Genomic DNA, 17,813 nt, shown 5'->3' on the forward strand with positions numbered 1-17,813 from the left:
CTAATTAAAACGAATTGGTAAAAGATTCATTTAAAGAGGAAAAAAAATGGCTGGAACATTTGCCATCATATTAACATTAGCAACATTCATTACGGGTATCTTCTGGTTTTTAGAAAAGTTCAAATGGAAACCGGCAAGACAGCGTAAAGTTGAAGAAGTTCGCACCCAAAGTAATGGCGAAGTAGATGGGAAAATACTTGCTGAAGTTGGTAAACCCAAAGGTTGGGTTGAAAACTTAGCGTCGTTTTTTCCCGTTTTGTTTGTAGTATTTGTTATTCGCTCATTTATATACGAACCGTTTCAGATTCCATCAGGATCAATGATGCAAACGTTGCTCGTTGGCGACTTTATTGCGGTTGAAAAATTTTCTTATGGCTTGCGTGATCCTATTACTAACACCGTTATCATTCCAATAGGGCACCCTAAACGTGGTGATGTGGCCGTATTTAAACACCCCAATGTTCCCCAAATGGATCTAATTAAGCGCGTTGTTGGTTTGCCGGGTGATAAAATCGTCTATCTGGTTAAAGAAAAACAAATTCTGATCTACCCCGCGTGCCAAATCACTGATACTAATTGTGTAGGGCAACAATCTCAGCCGCTTGATTTACATTATAGTGAACCTAAACCAAGTAATTGGAAAGAAGTTCATGAACAGTTTAAATCATCCCCTAGCTTCTATACTTTAGATCAATATGTCGACAAAGGTATTGTCGATTCTGAATCTATCGTGACATTGAATGTGAACATTCAACAAGAAACCCTAGGCAACACACCGCACGATATTTTAACAACACAAGGTTCACAAGAAGATCCAAAATATTATTATCATCAAAATGGTCAACCTATAGCGACTTGGGTTGTGCCACAAGGTCATTACTTTATGATGGGCGACAACCGCGATAACAGTGGTGACAGTCGATACTTTGGTTTTGTGCCTGAAGGTAACTTTGTTGGTAAAGCAACTGCTATTTGGATGAGCTTTGAAAAACAGCCCGACCAATGGCCTACTGGAATTCGCTTTAGTCGTATTGGTGGTATACATTAATAACTATAATTATGAAAAAATTTAGTCAAATTCAACAATCAATAGGCTATCAGTTTCAAGATATCTCCCTACTTGAATTAGCACTTACTCATCGAAGTGCTAATAAACTGCATAACGAACGTTTAGAGTTTTTAGGGGACTCTATTTTAAGTGTTGTCATTGCTGACGAACTCTATCACCGTTTTGTTCAACAAGACGAAGGTGACCTAAGCCAAATGCGCGCAACACTAGTTTGTGGTCAAACACTTGCCGAAATCGGTAAAGATTTTAAATTGGGTGATCACCTTATTTTAGGACAAGGTGAGCTAAAAAGCGGTGGGTTTCGCCGTGAATCGATTATTTCAGATGCCGTTGAAGCCATTATCGGTGCCATTTACTTAGATAGCAACATCGACACAATTCGCCCGCTAATCTTAGCGTGGTACCAAAGTCGCTTAAACCAAATTCAACCCGGCATTAAACAAAAAGATGCTAAAACAAGATTACAAGAGCATTTACAAGGAACTCATCGTCCCCGCCCATGTTATTTAATTCTTGAAGTAACTGGCGATAACCACGAGCAAGAATTCTTAATTCAATGCAAAATCGACAACGATAACCACGAGTATTTAGGTCGTGGTTTAAGTCGCCGAAAAGCAGAACAAGCAGCTGCACAAGAAGCTCTCAACCAATTAGGTATAAAATGACAGAAACAATACAACATTGTGGATTTGTCGCCATTGTTGGGCGACCAAATGTAGGTAAATCAACCCTATTAAACCAATTACTTGGGCAAAAAGTCTCGATCACATCACGTAAAGCACAAACGACCCGTCATCGTATTGTCGGTATCGATACAGAAAATAACAACCAAATTATCTATATCGATACCCCTGGACTTCATATTGAAGAAAAAAGAGCCATTAACCGTTTAATGAATCGAGCAGCAAGTAGCTCAATTGGTGATGTGGAGCTAGTGATTTTTGTGGTGGAAGGCACCCATTGGACTGACGATGACGAAATGGTCGCCAACAAACTCAAAGACTGCAAAAGTCCAGTTCTGCTAGTGATTAATAAGATTGACAACGTCACCGACAAAACACAATTATTACCGCATATTCAAACTATTAGCCAAAAAGTTAATTTTCTTGATGTTGTGCCAATTAGTGCTGAAAAAGGAGAGGGTATTGATATTATCAAAGATATCGTCAAAAAACACTTACCCGAGGGCGAACACCATTTTCCTGAAGATTACATTACTGACCGCTCGCAACGCTTTATGGCGTCGGAAATCATCCGCGAAAAACTTATGCGTTTTTTAGGTGATGAATTACCTTATTCCGTGACTGTTGAAATTGAACAATTCAAAGTAGACGAACGCAATGGAATGTATCGCATTAACGGATTAATCTTAGTTGAACGCGATGGACAAAAGAAAATGGTCATCGGCAATAAAGGCGAAAAAATCAAAAAAATAGGCATCGAAGCCCGCAAAGATATGCAGTCATTTTTTGACAACAAAGTCCATCTAGAGCTTTGGGTCAAAGTCAAAGCAGGTTGGGCGGATGATGAGCGGGCATTGCGGAGTTTAGGCTATAGTGATGATTAAAGATCTTACTCGACTTTTGTCATTAATCAGGCATGTTTATGCCTGATTTTTTATATTACTTTAATGTTTTTTAAACTTAAATAAAGTCATAGATTTAATGACTTTTTTGTCAGTTTTTTAGGTTTTATAAAAGCATTTTGGTGCGGTAGAATTTCAGACATTTTATCCTTTTGATGTAAAAAATAGCTACAGTAATTACGTCGAGTTAGCAGATATTCATATAAACTGTACTTAAATCCATAAGCAACAAAAACAACCTATAAAAAACTGATTTTATGAAAGATATTAATTTAAAAAATTTATTTAAATTAATTAATTATGTTTTTTTTATGGTATAAGCACGCCAATTTTTTAAAACACCCAACAGTCAACATTGCCATTCATCCAGCGTCAGCATGTGCCGACAAGTTAACATGCTAAACAAAAGGATGTTTAGTGAGATTAAGTTTATTTGGAACCAATCATAGTAGGTATGTTAAGTTAGAATAAAAGTCAAATATTATCATTTAACTGTTTCGATCATTTTTAACAAGTTAATGCTAAACATCTAATTTGAATTTATATATAATGTTGGCCCAATAACTAAGATTTTAGATATTAACTTCGGAGCCCTTTCATGCAGCAGTTTCGTCCTATCCGCCGTGCTTTACTTAGTGTGTCCGATAAAACCGGTATTTTAGAGTTTGCCAAAGCCTTATCAGAACGAAATGTGGAACTTCTTTCAACAGGGGGGACGGCAAAATTGTTAATGAAAAACCAGATACCGGTAACGGAAGTATCTGACTATACTGGATTTCCTGAAATGATGGATGGGCGAGTTAAAACGTTACATCCCAAAATTCATGGCGCCATTTTAGGGCGACGAGGAGTTGATGATGATGTGATGCAACAACATCAAATTACGCCAATTGATATGGTTGTTGTCAACCTTTACCCTTTTGCACAAACGGTAGCTAAAGCCAATTGTACGTTAGAAGACGCCGTTGAAAATATTGATATTGGTGGTCCAACGATGGTGCGTTCTGCCGCTAAAAATCATAAAGATGTCACTATTGTGGTTGATTGTGGTGATTATGCCAATATCATTAACATGATGGATGATAACCAAAATTCTCTTTCTTTTGAATATCGTTTTAACCTTGCTATTAAAGCCTTTGAACACACGGCTAAATATGACGGCATGATTGCCAACTACTTTGGGCAATTAGTCCCCCCTTATATGGGCGAAACCAATGAGCCATCGGGCGAGTTTCCTAGAACGTTAAATCTACAATTCATTAAAAAACAGAATATGCGTTACGGCGAAAACGCCCATCAGCAAGCGGCTTTTTATGTTGAGCAAGATGCCAAAGAAGCTTCGATTGCAACGGCAAAGCAACTGCAAGGTAAAGCACTTTCTTATAATAATATTGCTGATACTGACGCTGCACTTGAATGCGTAAAATCATTTGACGAGCCCGCTTGTGTGATTGTAAAACATGCAAATCCCTGTGGTGTTGCCGTTAGCGATAACATTTTAAACGCTTATGAAAAAGCCTTTAAAACAGACCCCACTTCAGCTTTTGGTGGCATTATTGCGTTTAATAGACCGTTAGATGCTAAAACTGCCCAATCTATTGTTGATAAACAATTTGTTGAAGTGATTATTGCACCTTCAGTCAACCAAGAAGCACTCATCATCATTCAAGCAAAAAAAAATGTGCGCGTGCTTGAATGTGGCGAATGGTCAACATCAGCGTCAGCAAGTTTAGATTTTAAACGTGTCAATGGCGGTTTGTTAGTGCAAGATCGTGATTTAGGCATGATATCGCCAGATGCATTAACGGTAGTCACCAAACGTAAGCCTACAGAACAAGAACTTTCTGATGCGCTATTTTGTTGGAAAGTGGCTAAATTTGTTAAATCCAATGCCATTGTTTATGCAAAAGATAACATGACAATTGGTATTGGTGCCGGGCAAATGAGCCGAGTTTATTCCGCAAAAATAGCAGGCATTAAAGCGCAAGACGAAAATTTAAACGTTGCAGGTTCTGTTGTTGCATCAGATGCATTTTTCCCATTTAGAGATGGGGTCGATGCTGCTGCCGCTGCAGGCGTCACTTGTGTAATTCAGCCCGGCGGATCGATCCGTGATGACGAAGTGATCCAAGCTGCGAATGAGCACAATATTGCAATGATTTTCACCCATATGCGCCACTTTAGACATTAATCATGTATAAAATCAGTGAGTCATTAATTCATTAAAAATAGATTGCTTGGTTTTGTCAAACTTAAAAATTGACACTCCCTTTTAGGTTGAAGTATTTAAAGGAGCTTTTATGAAAGTTTTAATCATAGGTAATGGCGGGCGTGAACATGCACTTGCTTGGAAAGTCGCACAATCGCCATTAGTATCAAAAGTCTTTGTTGCTCCAGGTAATGCCGGTACTGCACTTGAATTAGGTTTAGAAAATATTAATATCAAAGCAACCGATGTGGGGGGATTACTCAATTTTGCTCAGCAAGAACAAATCGATTTAACTATAGTGGGCCCCGAAGCCCCGTTAGTGATTGGCATTGTTGATAGCTTCCAAAAAGCGGGGTTAAAAATCTTTGGACCAACTAAAGCCGCTGCACGACTTGAAGGGTCAAAAGCCTTTACTAAAGATTTCTTAGCTCGCCACAAAATCCCCACCGCAGAATATCAAAACTTTACCGAAGTTGCTCCAGCCATTGCCTATGTTCGTGAAAAGGGCGCACCGATTGTGATTAAGGCTGATGGGCTAGCGGCTGGTAAAGGGGTGATTGTTGCCATGACAGTGGAAGAAGCTGAAGATGCTGTGCGTGATATGTTAGCCGGTAATGCCTTTGGTGATGCTGGTCACCGAGTAGTGATTGAAGAGTTTCTCGATGGCGAAGAAGCCAGCTTTATTGTCATGGTGGATGGCAAACATGTAGAGCCCATGGCAACAAGCCAAGATCATAAACGAGTTGGCGACGGTGATACAGGCTTAAATACTGGTGGTATGGGGGCATATTCGCCTGCACCAGTGGTGAGTGATGCTGTTTTTAAACGAATAATGGATGAAATCATCTATCCAACGGTCAATGGTATGGCGCAAGAAGGTAATGTTTATGTTGGCTTTTTATATGCGGGTTTAATGATTGATAAAGAAGGTAATCCAAAAGTTATTGAGTTTAATTGCCGATTTGGCGATCCCGAAACACAGCCAATAATGATGCGAATGCAATCGGATCTAGTCAAACTTTGTTTAGCTGCGCTTGATGGAAAATTAGATACCGTACAATCAAAATGGGATCCAAGACCCGCATTAGGTGTAGTCCTAGCAGCCGGCGGTTACCCGGGTGAATATAATACCCAAGATGTAATTATTGGATTGCCGGCAGAATCAAGTGATAATTGCAAAATTTTCCATGCGGGTACTAGCTTAGAAAAAGGTCGCATTTACACCAATGGCGGGCGTGTGCTGTGTGTTACCGCATTAGGCAATACTATACTTGAAGCGCAACAGCGTGCTTATGAGCACATAAAAGGTATTTATTGGCATGGCTGTTTTTATCGTAAAGACATTGGTTACCGTGCGATTGAGCGTGAGCAAAACAAATAGCGGTGATGGATTGTTTTTTGTGAAAAAACAACAAAATAAGAAATTAAATAAAATCAATGGTTTTTCTGACTAGTTTTGGGGTCAAAATAATAAATTTTTTTATTGGTGAATGGCATGTATTGAGTGTAGTGGTTTCGGACGTTTGAGCTTTGGATGATCAAAATACCTACAGTGACCACGTCCGAGTTAGCAAATTAAAGCGCATTTCCTTAACAACCCACGCTTTGGCTGCAGAATTGTGGTCTGCGGTTACGTACTGGTATCATCTTGATACTCGCCTATTCGAAATTATCTGCGCTTTGCTCAGCTGTTCAAATTTATGTTCCAGACAAAGCACAAACACGCCAAACATTCCTGCTTGGCGTGTGACCTTATTCTGTTATCGGCACATTCTGACTCAGGAATAACAAAAACAACATGGCCTTGGGTGTTTTTTATGAGTTGCTTTTTTTATTAAAAAACAGTGCATCACTATCCAAAAAACTGTTAGAAAACGCATTGATTTTATTTAAGTTTTTATTTATTGTCAAGCAAAATAAACAGTTTACACAACCATGTCAGGACGCTAGTAACTAATAAATCCGCAAAACCAAAAACAGCATACCCAGATAAAAGCTATTTAACCTAAAAAAGTGTCAGGAAAAATATTAATTTTATTTGATTTATTTTCTGGTTTTTTTGAATACACAATCTTACAAACCCTTTTTTTAACGATGATTTAAAATTCAATAAAATCAAAATATTAAAAAACAGCTCAAAAAAAGGGTTTTCAAAGCCAAAATTGTTGTTTATCTTTATACAGAAAGATTTATCGAATCTTAAGTTCTACTTTAACGCCGTATAGGCGGTTTAGAAATATGAGGAACTTTTAAAAAAAAGCAACAAAAGCTTTAACGCCGTATAGGCGGTTTAGAAACGGGTCGTTGAAGTTTGTTGGTAAAGTGTTTTCTTTAACGCCGTATAGGCGGTTTAGAAAGATTTGAGCGATGTTTTCCGCCGGTAGAATTCCTTTAACGCCGTATAGGCGGTTTAGAAAAGTCAAGAGCGGCGCACGAATCAGTCTCTACTCTTTAACGCCGTATAGGCGGTTTAGAAAAATATCAAAAATATTTCAGCACAAGACCTTTTCTTTAACGCCGTATAGGCGGTTTAGAAAAAGCGGTGTATATTTATAATGATGTCCATCTTCTTTAACGCCGTATAATCGGTAATTAAAATAATCAGATAATTATAAAAAAATAATAACCCCCCCAAAAAATAATTGGCTATGTTGTTTGTTTTACTTCGCGCGGGCTGGCGCAGGTCACATTTTGCAGTCAAAGCGTGGGTTGTTAGGGAATTTGCTAATTCTATAACTCGGACGTGATCACAATAGTTATTTTGAACACTAAACTGCAAACGTTCGACCTCCAACCCTCCACACTTAATTCATTCTATTTAGCAAAAAAAGGCTTTATTTTTCATCAAAAAATAGTTCAGGAAAGATATTGATTTTATTTAATTTTTTACTTGACTGTTTTGTGGAGAAAACAAACTAAGGTTACGTCGATAGTAAGATAACAGGCAGCATATTTATAATTATAAAAAGTATAAAAGCCATTAAATTATAGAAACCATATCCCCTGATAAAATAGGCAACAGGCGGTGATAAAATTGCGATATGGATGTTGCACGGTGAGCGTAATTGATATTGTTAGGGAATTAATCATTTCTAATTTAAAAAATATCATTAATACATAAATAGTTAACAAAATAAAAATCAACACAATATGTTCATATATCAATTCAAACCAATTATCTGTTGAGTAATCGAACAAACTTGCCACGAACAACTCCAGCAGTGTAATTAAAGCCTAATCAATGATTTTTAATACAGATGTAAAGATTTTTCTATGTTTTTGTAATTCATTGTTTTTGATTTTGTTTCTTATTATTTTTTAAGTATAGAACCGAATGCAGACACAATTCTACTTTGAAATAGAGTAAGAACTCTTTGATTCTTGTTTATAAATTGAATCTTCATTTTAAGTTATAGCACTCTATGTTATGCTAGCGCTAATATTAGTCACAGGATATCCCTTTATGATAAAAGATCCATTTTTTGACCGCGAAGCTGAGAAGTACGATTCCCCTATTGCTAGCCGTGAGCTTATTTTAGATTACCTTAAACAAGAAGCAAAACCGGCAAGTTTAGAAAAAATTGCCCAAGCTGTTGCTATTAAAGATGAAGAACAAAAAGTGGCGTTACATCGCCGCTTGCGGGCTATGGAGCGTGACGGGCAAGTTGTGTTTACGCGTCGCAAATGTTATGCCTTACCCGAAAAGTTTGACATGGTCAAAGGTAAGGTTATTGCCCACCGTGATGGTTTTGGCTTTTTGCGGGTAGAGGGGAACCCTGAGGACTATTTTTTATCGCCAGAGCAAATGAAAAAAGTTTTACAAGGTGATGTGATCTTAGCGCAGCCAATGGGTACTAAATACCGTGGAAAAATGGAAGCTCGGGTTGTACGAATTTTAGAACCACGCAATAATCAAATTGTCGGGCGATATTTTGTTGAGCAAGGCGTTGGTTTTGTTGTACCTGATGACAGCCGTTTAAACTTTGATATTTTAATTGCCGGCAAACCTGAACGCACAGTTCGTATGGGAACGGTGGTCGTGGTTGAGTTACAGCAACGTCCGGAACGTCGTCAAAAAGCCGTTGGCATCATAAAAGAAGTGCTTGGTGAAATCATGGGAACTAATTTGGCGATTGATATTGCACTGCGAAACCATGAAATTCCTTATGAATTGCCACAAGCTGTTGAAAAAGAGGTGAGCAAATTTACCGAACAAGTGCCAGAAAGTGCTAAAAAAGGACGAAAAGATCTGCGTCAATTGCCTTTAGTGACTATTGATGGTGAAGATGCACGTGACTTTGATGATGCGGTTTATTGCCAAAAAAATCGTGGTGGGGGCTATCGTTTATGGGTGGCGATTGCCGATGTAAGTTATTATGTTAGGCCTGATAAGGCCTTAGATAAAGAGGCTTGTTTGCGTGGTACATCGGTTTACTTTCCATCACGAGTTGTACCAATGCTTCCTGAAGTATTATCTAATGGACTTTGTTCGTTAAATCCACAAGTTGATCGTTTATGTTTAGTTTGCGAAATGACTGTGTCGAACAAAGGGCGATTAACAGGCTATGAATTTTATGAAGCAGTGATGAATTCACATGCTAGATTAACTTATACTAAAGTGGCTAAAATTTTAGAGGGTGATAAAGAGTTACGTCAACATTACCAAGCGTTAGTGCCACATCTTGAGAATCTGTATGGATTATATAAAGTGCTTGATAATGCACGAATTGCACGCGGTGCGATAGGGTTTGAATCAGATGAGCCAAAATTTATCTTTAATGCCGATAAACGTATCGAAAGTATTGAGCTTGCACAACGTAATGTCGCACATAAAATTATTGAAGAGTGTATGATTTTAGCCAATGTTTCGGCAGCAAAATTAGTGATTGATGCGCAAGTGCCATCATTATTTCGTGTGCATGACCGGCCAGATGAAGATCGAATGAGCAATCTGCGCAGCGTATTAAGTGAACTTGGCTTATCGCTAGGTGGTGGCGCCAGTCCAAAACCGAAAGATATTGCCGAATTAATGACGGTGGTTGAAATGCGTCCTGATCATGATATGTTGCAAACAGTAATTTTACGCTCCATGAAGCAAGCCATTTATGATCCTGAAAATCGAGGACATTTTGGTTTAGCGCTTGAAGAGTATGCGCACTTTACTTCGCCAATTCGTCGTTACCCAGATTTGTTATTACATCGAGCGATTAAATGGATTTTAGCTGACCAACAGCAAAAAACTAGTAAGACTGGCGGACATTGCTATACCACCAGCGAAATGCTCTATTTTGGTGAACATTGTTCAATGACCGAACGGCGTGCTGACGAAGCCGTGCGTGATGTGGTTGATTGGCTCAAATGTGATTATATGCAAGATCATGTCGGTGAAGTATTTAACGGTACGATTTCAAGCGTGGTTAATTTTGGTTTCTTTGTTCGATTAGACGATTTTTTCATTGATGGTTTAGTGCATGTTTCCTCGTTAGAAAACGACTATTATATTTATGATGCTTCGCACAATCGTTTAATTGGTGAAAATACACGTTTTACTTATCGTTTAGGCGATAAAGTGCAAGTAAAAGTGGATAATGTTAATCCAGAAGAACGTAAAATTGATTTTTCACTGGTTGGCAGTAATAATAAGCCAAAACGCCAAGGTAAAACAGCAAAAGAGAAGTCTAAACAATCCCAAACCGATCAGCATGCTGATTTGCCGCTTAAGCGAAAACGCAAAAAATCAACTAGCGAAAGTAGTGCTAAGCCAAGTACTAAAAAAAAGGCTAAACCGAGTGCGAAATCAAGCACGAAAGTTGAAGCGAAAGCTAAAAGTAAAAAACGTAACAAATCGAAACCAAAATCAGTCAATAAAACCAAATCAGTTAATAAAACAAAAGAGTAGCAAATAAATGAGTGAAACAGTTTATGGCCTGCACGCCATTGAAGCATTATTAGCGCGTTCGCCAGAAAGAATTATTGAAGTATTTATTATTAAAGGGCGTGAAGATAAACGCCTTATCGCCGTTGTGCGTCAATTAGAGCAACTTGGCTTGCCAGTCAAAATCGCTAATCGCCAATGGTTAGATGAAAAATCTAAAAATGGGGTACATCAAGGTATTTTAGCCATGGTTAAACCAAGTCGAGGTTATCAAGAAAATGATATTCCTTTACTTATGGCAGGGCAGATAAATCCTGTTATCTTAATTTTAGATGGTGTGACTGATCCGCATAATTTAGGTGCTTGCATAAGAACCGCTGATGCCGCGGGTGTGGATTTTATTATTGTGCCAAAAGATCGCTCAGCACCGCTTAATTCCACCGCACAAAAAGTAGCGTGTGGTGCGGCTGAAAGTGTACCGGTGGTTAGAGTGACCAATTTGGCACGCACGATGCGAATGTTACAAGATGAATATCAAGTTTGGATTGTGGGCACTGCTGGCGAGGCGGATAGAACACTTTATCAAACCGATTTTTATAAAACATCAACAGCGACTTCACTTGCTTTGGTGATGGGTGCGGAAGGTGAAGGGATGCGCCGTTTAACAAAAGAACACTGCGATGAATTAGTCAGCATCCCCATGGCTGGCATTGTGTCATCACTTAATGTGTCGGTAGCAACTGGTGTTTGTTTATTTGAAATTGTTCGGCAAAAATCAGCTATCAAAACCTAATCTCAATGGTCATAACCGTATTGGTTATCTCAATACGGTTTAAGATGATCTTATTCACATTATTCTTATATAGGCGTTGTTTATGGTAATTTTAGAAACTACGGTAAAAATATACATAATAACGCCAGATCACCGACAAGCGATCTAGCGCTTATATCATAAAAAAAGATAACCGCAACAGGTTGGACTAAACCTTTTATAGTCACCATCTAACTATTGATAACATGCTAAACAAAGCTTGATAGAAGCTATTCGCTCCTTAACCAATAAGAAAGAATGTTATAAAACCACCAATTACAGTATTGAATGTTTGTTGAATGTTGAAAAATTTATTGAATATAAAATACGAAAATAAGCTAGGTATTTACCCTTTTGTTCACTTTTTAGGTTATATTTTTGTAAAAAATATTCAGGAGTCTATACCGTTTTGTGATTAATTACGAATTTGCAGTATCTATTTATTAAAACGTGTGATAACCGTCAGAACAATCAAATATACACAAAACCGCTTATCCTTAAATGCATGGGAAAGCTGAAAGCGATAGCGATTTTAATAAAGATGTGGTGTTCACTTTTAGATTATATTTTTGTAAAAAATATTCAGGAGTCTATACCGTTTCGTGATTAATTACGAATTTGCAGTATCTATTTATTAAAACGTGTGATAACCGTCAGATCAATCAAACACTCACCAAACTCGCCCGCCAACAAACGAATGCGAAAGCCGAAAAAGAGTCGCGCTTTAATGTCAATGTGGCATCATCAGCAAATATGCGAAGATTCAAAGAATAGAAAACAAAAGTTGAAGCGATTTTCGGTAAAATGTCTTATTTATATTCTTTCATCTATACTTAATTTATGAAGTCAATAGGCGAATAAGCTTATGCGAACAAGAACCATTGAATTATTTAAAAAATTTATTTCTATCGACTATTCGATCACCGTCTAGATGTTGTCGGAAGAGTATCAAATTAGTGCGCGAACTATTCACAATGAACTCCAAGAAATTAATCAATCTTTAATTCAAAGGCAGTTTTCTTTAATTTCAACAGTGGGTAATAAAGGTGTTAGATTCAACAAGAATGTTTACGCTTATTGGTAATAATGAAACTCAAATATCACATAAGGGGTAGTAGCTAAAACATATATCAATATTGCTATAGCGCAATTATTGATCAAATCATAACAATTATTTAATCAAATTATTCACTGACAATTAATATTTATAATCTGTTTTTGTTTATTTACAAGCCATTTATCTTATTTATAATTTTGCTTATCTCTTTTTATATTTTATATAAAACAATCCAAACTTATTTAACACAATTGAATTAAGGAATAACTCATGCCATTTGTCAATGCCTATGTGTCGGACGAAGATGCCAAAAAATATGATTTAGATAATTTATGGAATAAGTACCGCCGCTTTGGTACCAAAATGCCTGAACTATTGAACAGTTTTGATGTTCATCAACACGCTTGGTGTGTGGATAAGGAACGAGGGTATTGGTTATTTAACTGTGACTATGTGCTGAATTATGATACTCCGTCTGGTTTACCCGCAGCAACTAATAAGGAGGTATATATCCTGCATGTTAATGGCCAGAATATTGAGTTTATTTTGGCTCGTGGCGATTTAGATCCTAGCGATTCAGTATCTACTGACTTATATCCGATACAATTTGCTTGGAATATTGTGTCAATGACCCCGAGTTGTCTACCTAGTATGTCGAAAGAGGATTTATTAACCATTTTAAAAGAGGCATTAACTGTCTATAAATGTAATGGAATTAGAGATTTAGAAACTGATGATAAGACAATGATTAGATGTAATTTTTAGTATTTTGTAAGCTAACAACATAATCAATTATTATACCGGAGGAATAGGCCAATATGGTGGGATTGACTAAAGAAGGAGCCGAAAAACTATTATTTAAGATCAAGGATGCCGATGGATTACGTGATTTAATACAGCAATTAGATATAAATACGTAATCTAAAGATGAAGGGAAAAACAACGCTCTTTTACTCCATATTTACCCAAAACAGATAAAACAATCCATATAAAAATCTTTGAGATAAAGATACATTGAATAAAGTATATCTATTCGGTTTGATAATTGATTATCAGGTTCAATTAATTTTGCTATATATTTTTTCAATCCAAAAAATCGAGTAGTGACAGCATAATAAAATTGCTGGGTATACTATAAAATCAAGGGTAACCCATGATGATATCAGCAAATCAATACCAATCGAATTGATTAAATAACGCTGATATAAATAAGGATTTTGAATTAACTGATAAATAATTATAAAAATGAGGCTAATTAAAATGCCAATAAGTAAACCACAAAAGACTAAACCTGACGGTTTTTTTATTTTGTTTAAAATGAAGATTGAAATAAGAATAAAACAGAAATAACACAATCCATAATACATTAAATAATAATATTCAGGTGTATGGTATTGTCTTTTGATAAAACGATAACACCATTGATAACTTAACAATCCTCCAACACAATTAAACAATAATATAATAATTAGCTTAATGATTTTCATTGACTAGCTTTTTTTTATCTTCAATTTCTTTAACTGCTTTATCTAAAGATGAAGGGAAAAAACAACGCTCTTTTACCCCGTATTCATCCAAAACAGATGAAATAGCCCATGCACAATACAAAACACCACCGCGAGTTGCATAGTTTCCATTAAGCACTCTTTCTTCAATATTGAGCGCTTGCTCACGTGTTAAAGTAATTTTACGCTGAGTAACATAATCACCATCTTCTACATGGTATTTTACAAATTCTTCTATTGAAAAAGGAATGCTCCCATCATCATAAAAAGCCTCTGCTTGTCCTCGATATTGCCGCATATAGCCTCCATTAGGATCGAAAATTAATGGGGATTGACCTTTGATATGAAGGTATAGAGCGGAATGGGAATCACGTCTAACAATATCATATCCCAAAATGGAAACTGCATAAGTCATAGTAAACAAATATGCCTCTACCTCTTGCTGGGTAGTCGTTTTTAGCTTGATTGGTTAAATTATTGTATATTTTATTTTCTCTAACCAAAGTATTGGTTATATTGGTCATATTGGTTAGATTGTTATCGTTATTCTTTTTCTCTACATCAACAAAAATTGTACTTTTAGTTGCTATAATTTTGTTACAACTTATAGGTGTACATTGGCATGCAATAACACAACCATTATAAGCAGCTGGTTTACCTGTAATGATAAAATTATAAGCGCCTTCAATAATTTTTCCTGTACTTTTACATTTAGGGCATGATGCATAATCGCCTATACAAGCTATACCTTGATTTGCGTAAAAACCTTGTCCCGATACTGAAATTACTTTGCCACCAGTCGTGGTATCATCGCCAAGAATAGCTACCCGCTGACTCATAACAGTACCTCCGTTTAATATTTATACATAATTTTTAAAATTATATGAAATTGATATAAAAAAACAATCTTAAATTATGGAGATTTATGAATAAAATAAGTGATTTTGCTTAGCGCATGCAGTTATATTGCTCAATATAACCATTTTGATAAAGGTAGGCTAATTTAACTATAATCTATAGAAATAATACCGTGTAGCCCAGTGGATGAAAGCTTTCCGTAAATTTTTTACCGTTATCGATGTGTATTTTTTGTCGCTAGTTGTAGCCAACATTCTAAAATGCCGACGAAGTTAGTCGGCATTGTTATTTTAAGTACTAGCTTTTTATTAGGTCAACATCGATCCCTAGTCCTTTGGCAATTCCAGAACCATAATCAGGATGCACTTTGTAGAAGTGTGTGAGCTGCCTAATTTGAATGTCTCGATTTACGTTTTTCATAGATCCAACGATATTATCAATAAGCAGTTGTTTTTGATCGGGATTCATTAAATTAAATAATGCACGTGGCTGTGAGTAATAATCGCCATCCACACGATGATCATGCCTATCCATTGTCCCAGCAGGTACATGCATTGGCGGTTCGGCATATTGTGGTTGCTGTTTTGGTGCACTATCTACGCTATTAGGCTCATAGTTAGGGGCATTATCAGGGTTGTAATAACGCATTGCACCATCGCGTTGATAATTATGCACAGGACATTTTGGAGCATTGATCGGCAATTGTTGATAATTAGTACCAATACGATAGCGGTGTGCATCGGCATAAGCAAAAATTCGACCTTGTAGCATCTTATCTGGTGATAAACCTGTTCCAGGCACCACATTACTTGGTTCAAAGGCAGATTGTTCAACTTCCGTAAAATAGTTTTCTGGATTACGATTGAGTTCCATCACGCCGACTTCGATTAATGGATATTGTTTTTGTGACCACACTTTTGTGACATCAAACGGATTTTCAGGATGGTTATTGGCTTGCTCTTCAGTCATAACTTGTATATAAAGCCGCCATTTTGGATAGTCTCCTCGCTCAATGGCTTTAAATAGATCTTCTTGTGCAGAATCTGGATTGGTTCCATCTATTTCCGTTGCTTTTTTAGGATGGATATTTTTGATCCCCTGTTCGGTTCGAAAATGCCATTTAACCCAAGTTCGTATACCATCTTTATTAATTAAACTATAGGTATGGCTACCATAACCGTGCATATGACGATAACCATCAGGAATACCACGATCCGAAAATAAAATAGTGACTTGATGAAGTGATTCTGGCGATAAAGACCAAAAATCCCACATCATTTGTGGATCTTTTAAATTAGTTTTGGGCTCACGCTTTTGCGTATGAATAAAGTCAGGAAATTTGAGTGGATCACGAATAAAAAATACCGGGGTATTATTGCCTACGATATCCCAATTGCCTTGGTCGGTATAAAACTTGACTGAAAACCCACGTGGATCACGTGCTGTATCAGATGAGCCTCTCTCTCCTCCTACCAATGAAAATCGAGCAAAAATTGGAGTTTGTTTACCAACACTGGCAAATAGACTGGCGTAAGAATATTGGGTGATATCATTAGTGACAGTAAAAGTACCATGTGCGCCAGAACCTTTGGCGTGAACTCGTCGTTCAGGGATATTTTCACGGTTGAAATGAGCAAGTTTTTCGATAAGCTGAAAATCATCTATCAACACAGGACCTTGGGGACCGGCAGTTCGAGAGTTTTGATTATCGGCTATTGGGGCACCGTTATTATTGGTTAGTTCTTTTTTTTCTGACATTGCAACACTCCTTTATATGATATTAAAAAAGCCTTGAGGGATAAATACTCAATCGTTTTTTGAATATTGTGTCCCAGAGACTTTGTTTGGGACTTGTAGAGCGTGATAAAAAAGATCATTTTTAAATTGATCTTACCTACTTTAAAAAAATATATTTTACTTTTCAAGTAGAATATTTTTGATTTGAAGATTTATAAATATTGGTGTGCAAAACGTTAAGTTGTTTCAATAACGCCTTTAAAAGTCACATAAAACCTATTTAACTTACATAATCTATTAGAAAACGCCGAACTGTTTATACTGTATGTTAATAGTTATCTAAATATTATTGAAAATTTTACAGAAAATCATTTAATCTTTTTCTTGTGCATCTTGGAATACTTGGCATAGTACATCTTAGGCAAAGAGCTTATCGCTCTTTTTACTTCAAGGAAAATAGGTTTAATGACGGTTTATCCCTATGTGCATAGGGAACAGACCAATTATAACATTTTGTTTTATAAATAAAATATTTATGTTTAAATTTCTACCAACTTTTTCAATTATCCTTAAAATAACGATTATTTTATAATGTATTGTTTTTATTAAATTAATATTAAGAGTAATATAGAGAATATTGTGTTTTTTTTATTCTACCAATTAATCTTTAAATTTATTATAGTTATAATATTATTAGCAATAAAATAGGGCTTTTCTTTATTAAAAAGAGACTGCATTTTTTGTTAAAAATATTCAGGAAACACTACCGCTGAAGTGTAAAAACGTATCACACGCTCAATGACCATCATCAATAAGTTATCTTTTTGTTCTATTATTGTGCTTAGGATGTTCACTGAGTAATGTAATTTTCTATTTAATTTAACCATTTTAAAAAGGTCTAATAGATAACGTATGACTTTGCCTAAATTCCTTTTTTAATACAGCAGTTAAACGGCCCGCGTATACTTGTTTAACTTACTAAAATTATTTATATCAACCCAATAAATTAACTAAAAAACCATTAAATTTCTCATGCTAATAGTTTATACTCTGCTTGCATAATCGTTTGTGCTTAGCACCATAATTAGATGCATAACGATGCACAAA

At 36.3% G+C, this 17,813-nt stretch carries 11 protein-coding genes and 1 CRISPR repeat array; of the genes, 8 read left to right on the top strand and 3 right to left on the bottom strand.

Going from position 1 to position 17,813, the window contains the following annotated elements; genetic code table 11:
* Positions 1 to 46: 46 nt before the first annotated feature.
* From lepB to BQ5209_RS04875, 8 genes are all read left to right on the top strand, one after another.
* Positions 47 to 1,048 (top strand): signal peptidase I, encoded by a 1,002-nt coding sequence (gene lepB / locus BQ5209_RS04840; protein WP_085247419.1) that lies wholly within the window; start codon positions 47 to 49, stop codon positions 1,046 to 1,048.
* A gap of 8 nt (positions 1,049 to 1,056) precedes the next feature.
* Positions 1,057 to 1,734 carry a ribonuclease III gene (gene rnc / locus BQ5209_RS04845; protein WP_370737824.1) on the top strand — a complete coding sequence of 226 codons (678 nt, stop codon included), beginning with the start codon at positions 1,057 to 1,059 and terminating at the stop codon, positions 1,732 to 1,734.
* Complete coding sequence (gene era / locus BQ5209_RS04850) at positions 1,731 to 2,636, top strand: GTPase Era (RefSeq protein ID WP_085247421.1); 906 nt, start codon at positions 1,731 to 1,733, stop codon at positions 2,634 to 2,636. The genes rnc and era overlap by 4 nt, the downstream gene beginning before the upstream one ends.
* Before the next feature lie 616 nt (positions 2,637 to 3,252).
* Entirely contained in the window at positions 3,253 to 4,845 is a 1,593-nt protein-coding gene (purH, locus tag BQ5209_RS04855; protein WP_085247422.1) for a bifunctional phosphoribosylaminoimidazolecarboxamide formyltransferase/IMP cyclohydrolase, read from the top strand.
* 109 nt (positions 4,846 to 4,954) lie between these two features.
* Positions 4,955 to 6,244, top strand: a complete 1,290-nt coding sequence (gene purD, locus BQ5209_RS04860) for a phosphoribosylamine--glycine ligase (protein WP_085247423.1) — start codon at positions 4,955 to 4,957, stop codon at positions 6,242 to 6,244.
* An 828-nt stretch (positions 6,245 to 7,072) separates the two neighbouring features.
* A CRISPR array of direct repeats spans positions 7,073 to 7,400; the repeat unit is 28 nt; unit sequence CTTTAACGCCGTATAGGCGGTTTAGAAA.
* Positions 7,401 to 8,326: 926 nt separating this feature from the next.
* Positions 8,327 to 10,762 carry a ribonuclease R gene (gene rnr, locus BQ5209_RS04865; protein WP_085247424.1) on the top strand — a complete coding sequence of 812 codons (2,436 nt, stop codon included), beginning with the start codon at positions 8,327 to 8,329 and terminating at the stop codon, positions 10,760 to 10,762.
* Between the two features lie 7 nt (positions 10,763 to 10,769).
* Positions 10,770 to 11,531 (top strand): 23S rRNA (guanosine(2251)-2'-O)-methyltransferase RlmB, encoded by a 762-nt coding sequence (rlmB, locus tag BQ5209_RS04870; RefSeq protein WP_085247425.1) that lies wholly within the window; start codon positions 10,770 to 10,772, stop codon positions 11,529 to 11,531.
* A gap of 1,345 nt (positions 11,532 to 12,876) precedes the next feature.
* Positions 12,877 to 13,371, top strand: a complete 495-nt coding sequence (locus BQ5209_RS04875; RefSeq protein ID WP_085247426.1) for a hypothetical protein — start codon at positions 12,877 to 12,879, stop codon at positions 13,369 to 13,371.
* Positions 13,372 to 14,079: 708 nt separating this feature from the next.
* Here BQ5209_RS04875 and BQ5209_RS04885 read toward each other — a convergent pair.
* From BQ5209_RS04885 to BQ5209_RS04895, 3 genes are all read right to left on the bottom strand, one after another.
* A complete protein-coding gene (locus BQ5209_RS04885) occupies positions 14,080 to 14,526 on the bottom strand; it encodes a hypothetical protein (RefSeq protein ID WP_143421851.1) in 447 nt (148 codons plus the stop codon).
* Positions 14,495 to 14,950 carry a PAAR domain-containing protein gene (locus BQ5209_RS04890; protein WP_085247429.1) on the bottom strand — a complete coding sequence of 152 codons (456 nt, stop codon included), beginning with the start codon at positions 14,948 to 14,950 and terminating at the stop codon, positions 14,495 to 14,497. Before BQ5209_RS04890 ends, BQ5209_RS04885 begins: the two co-directional genes overlap by 32 nt.
* A 316-nt stretch (positions 14,951 to 15,266) precedes the next feature.
* On the bottom strand, positions 15,267 to 16,727 hold the full coding sequence (locus BQ5209_RS04895; RefSeq protein ID WP_085247430.1) for a catalase: 1,461 nt from the start codon (positions 16,725 to 16,727) through the stop codon (positions 15,267 to 15,269).
* Between the last annotated feature and the right edge of the window lie 1,086 nt (positions 16,728 to 17,813).

It is taken from the genome of Gilliamella mensalis, from assembly GCF_900103085.1.
GTDB classification, from domain to species: Bacteria; Pseudomonadota; Gammaproteobacteria; order Enterobacterales; family Orbaceae; genus Gilliamella; species Gilliamella mensalis.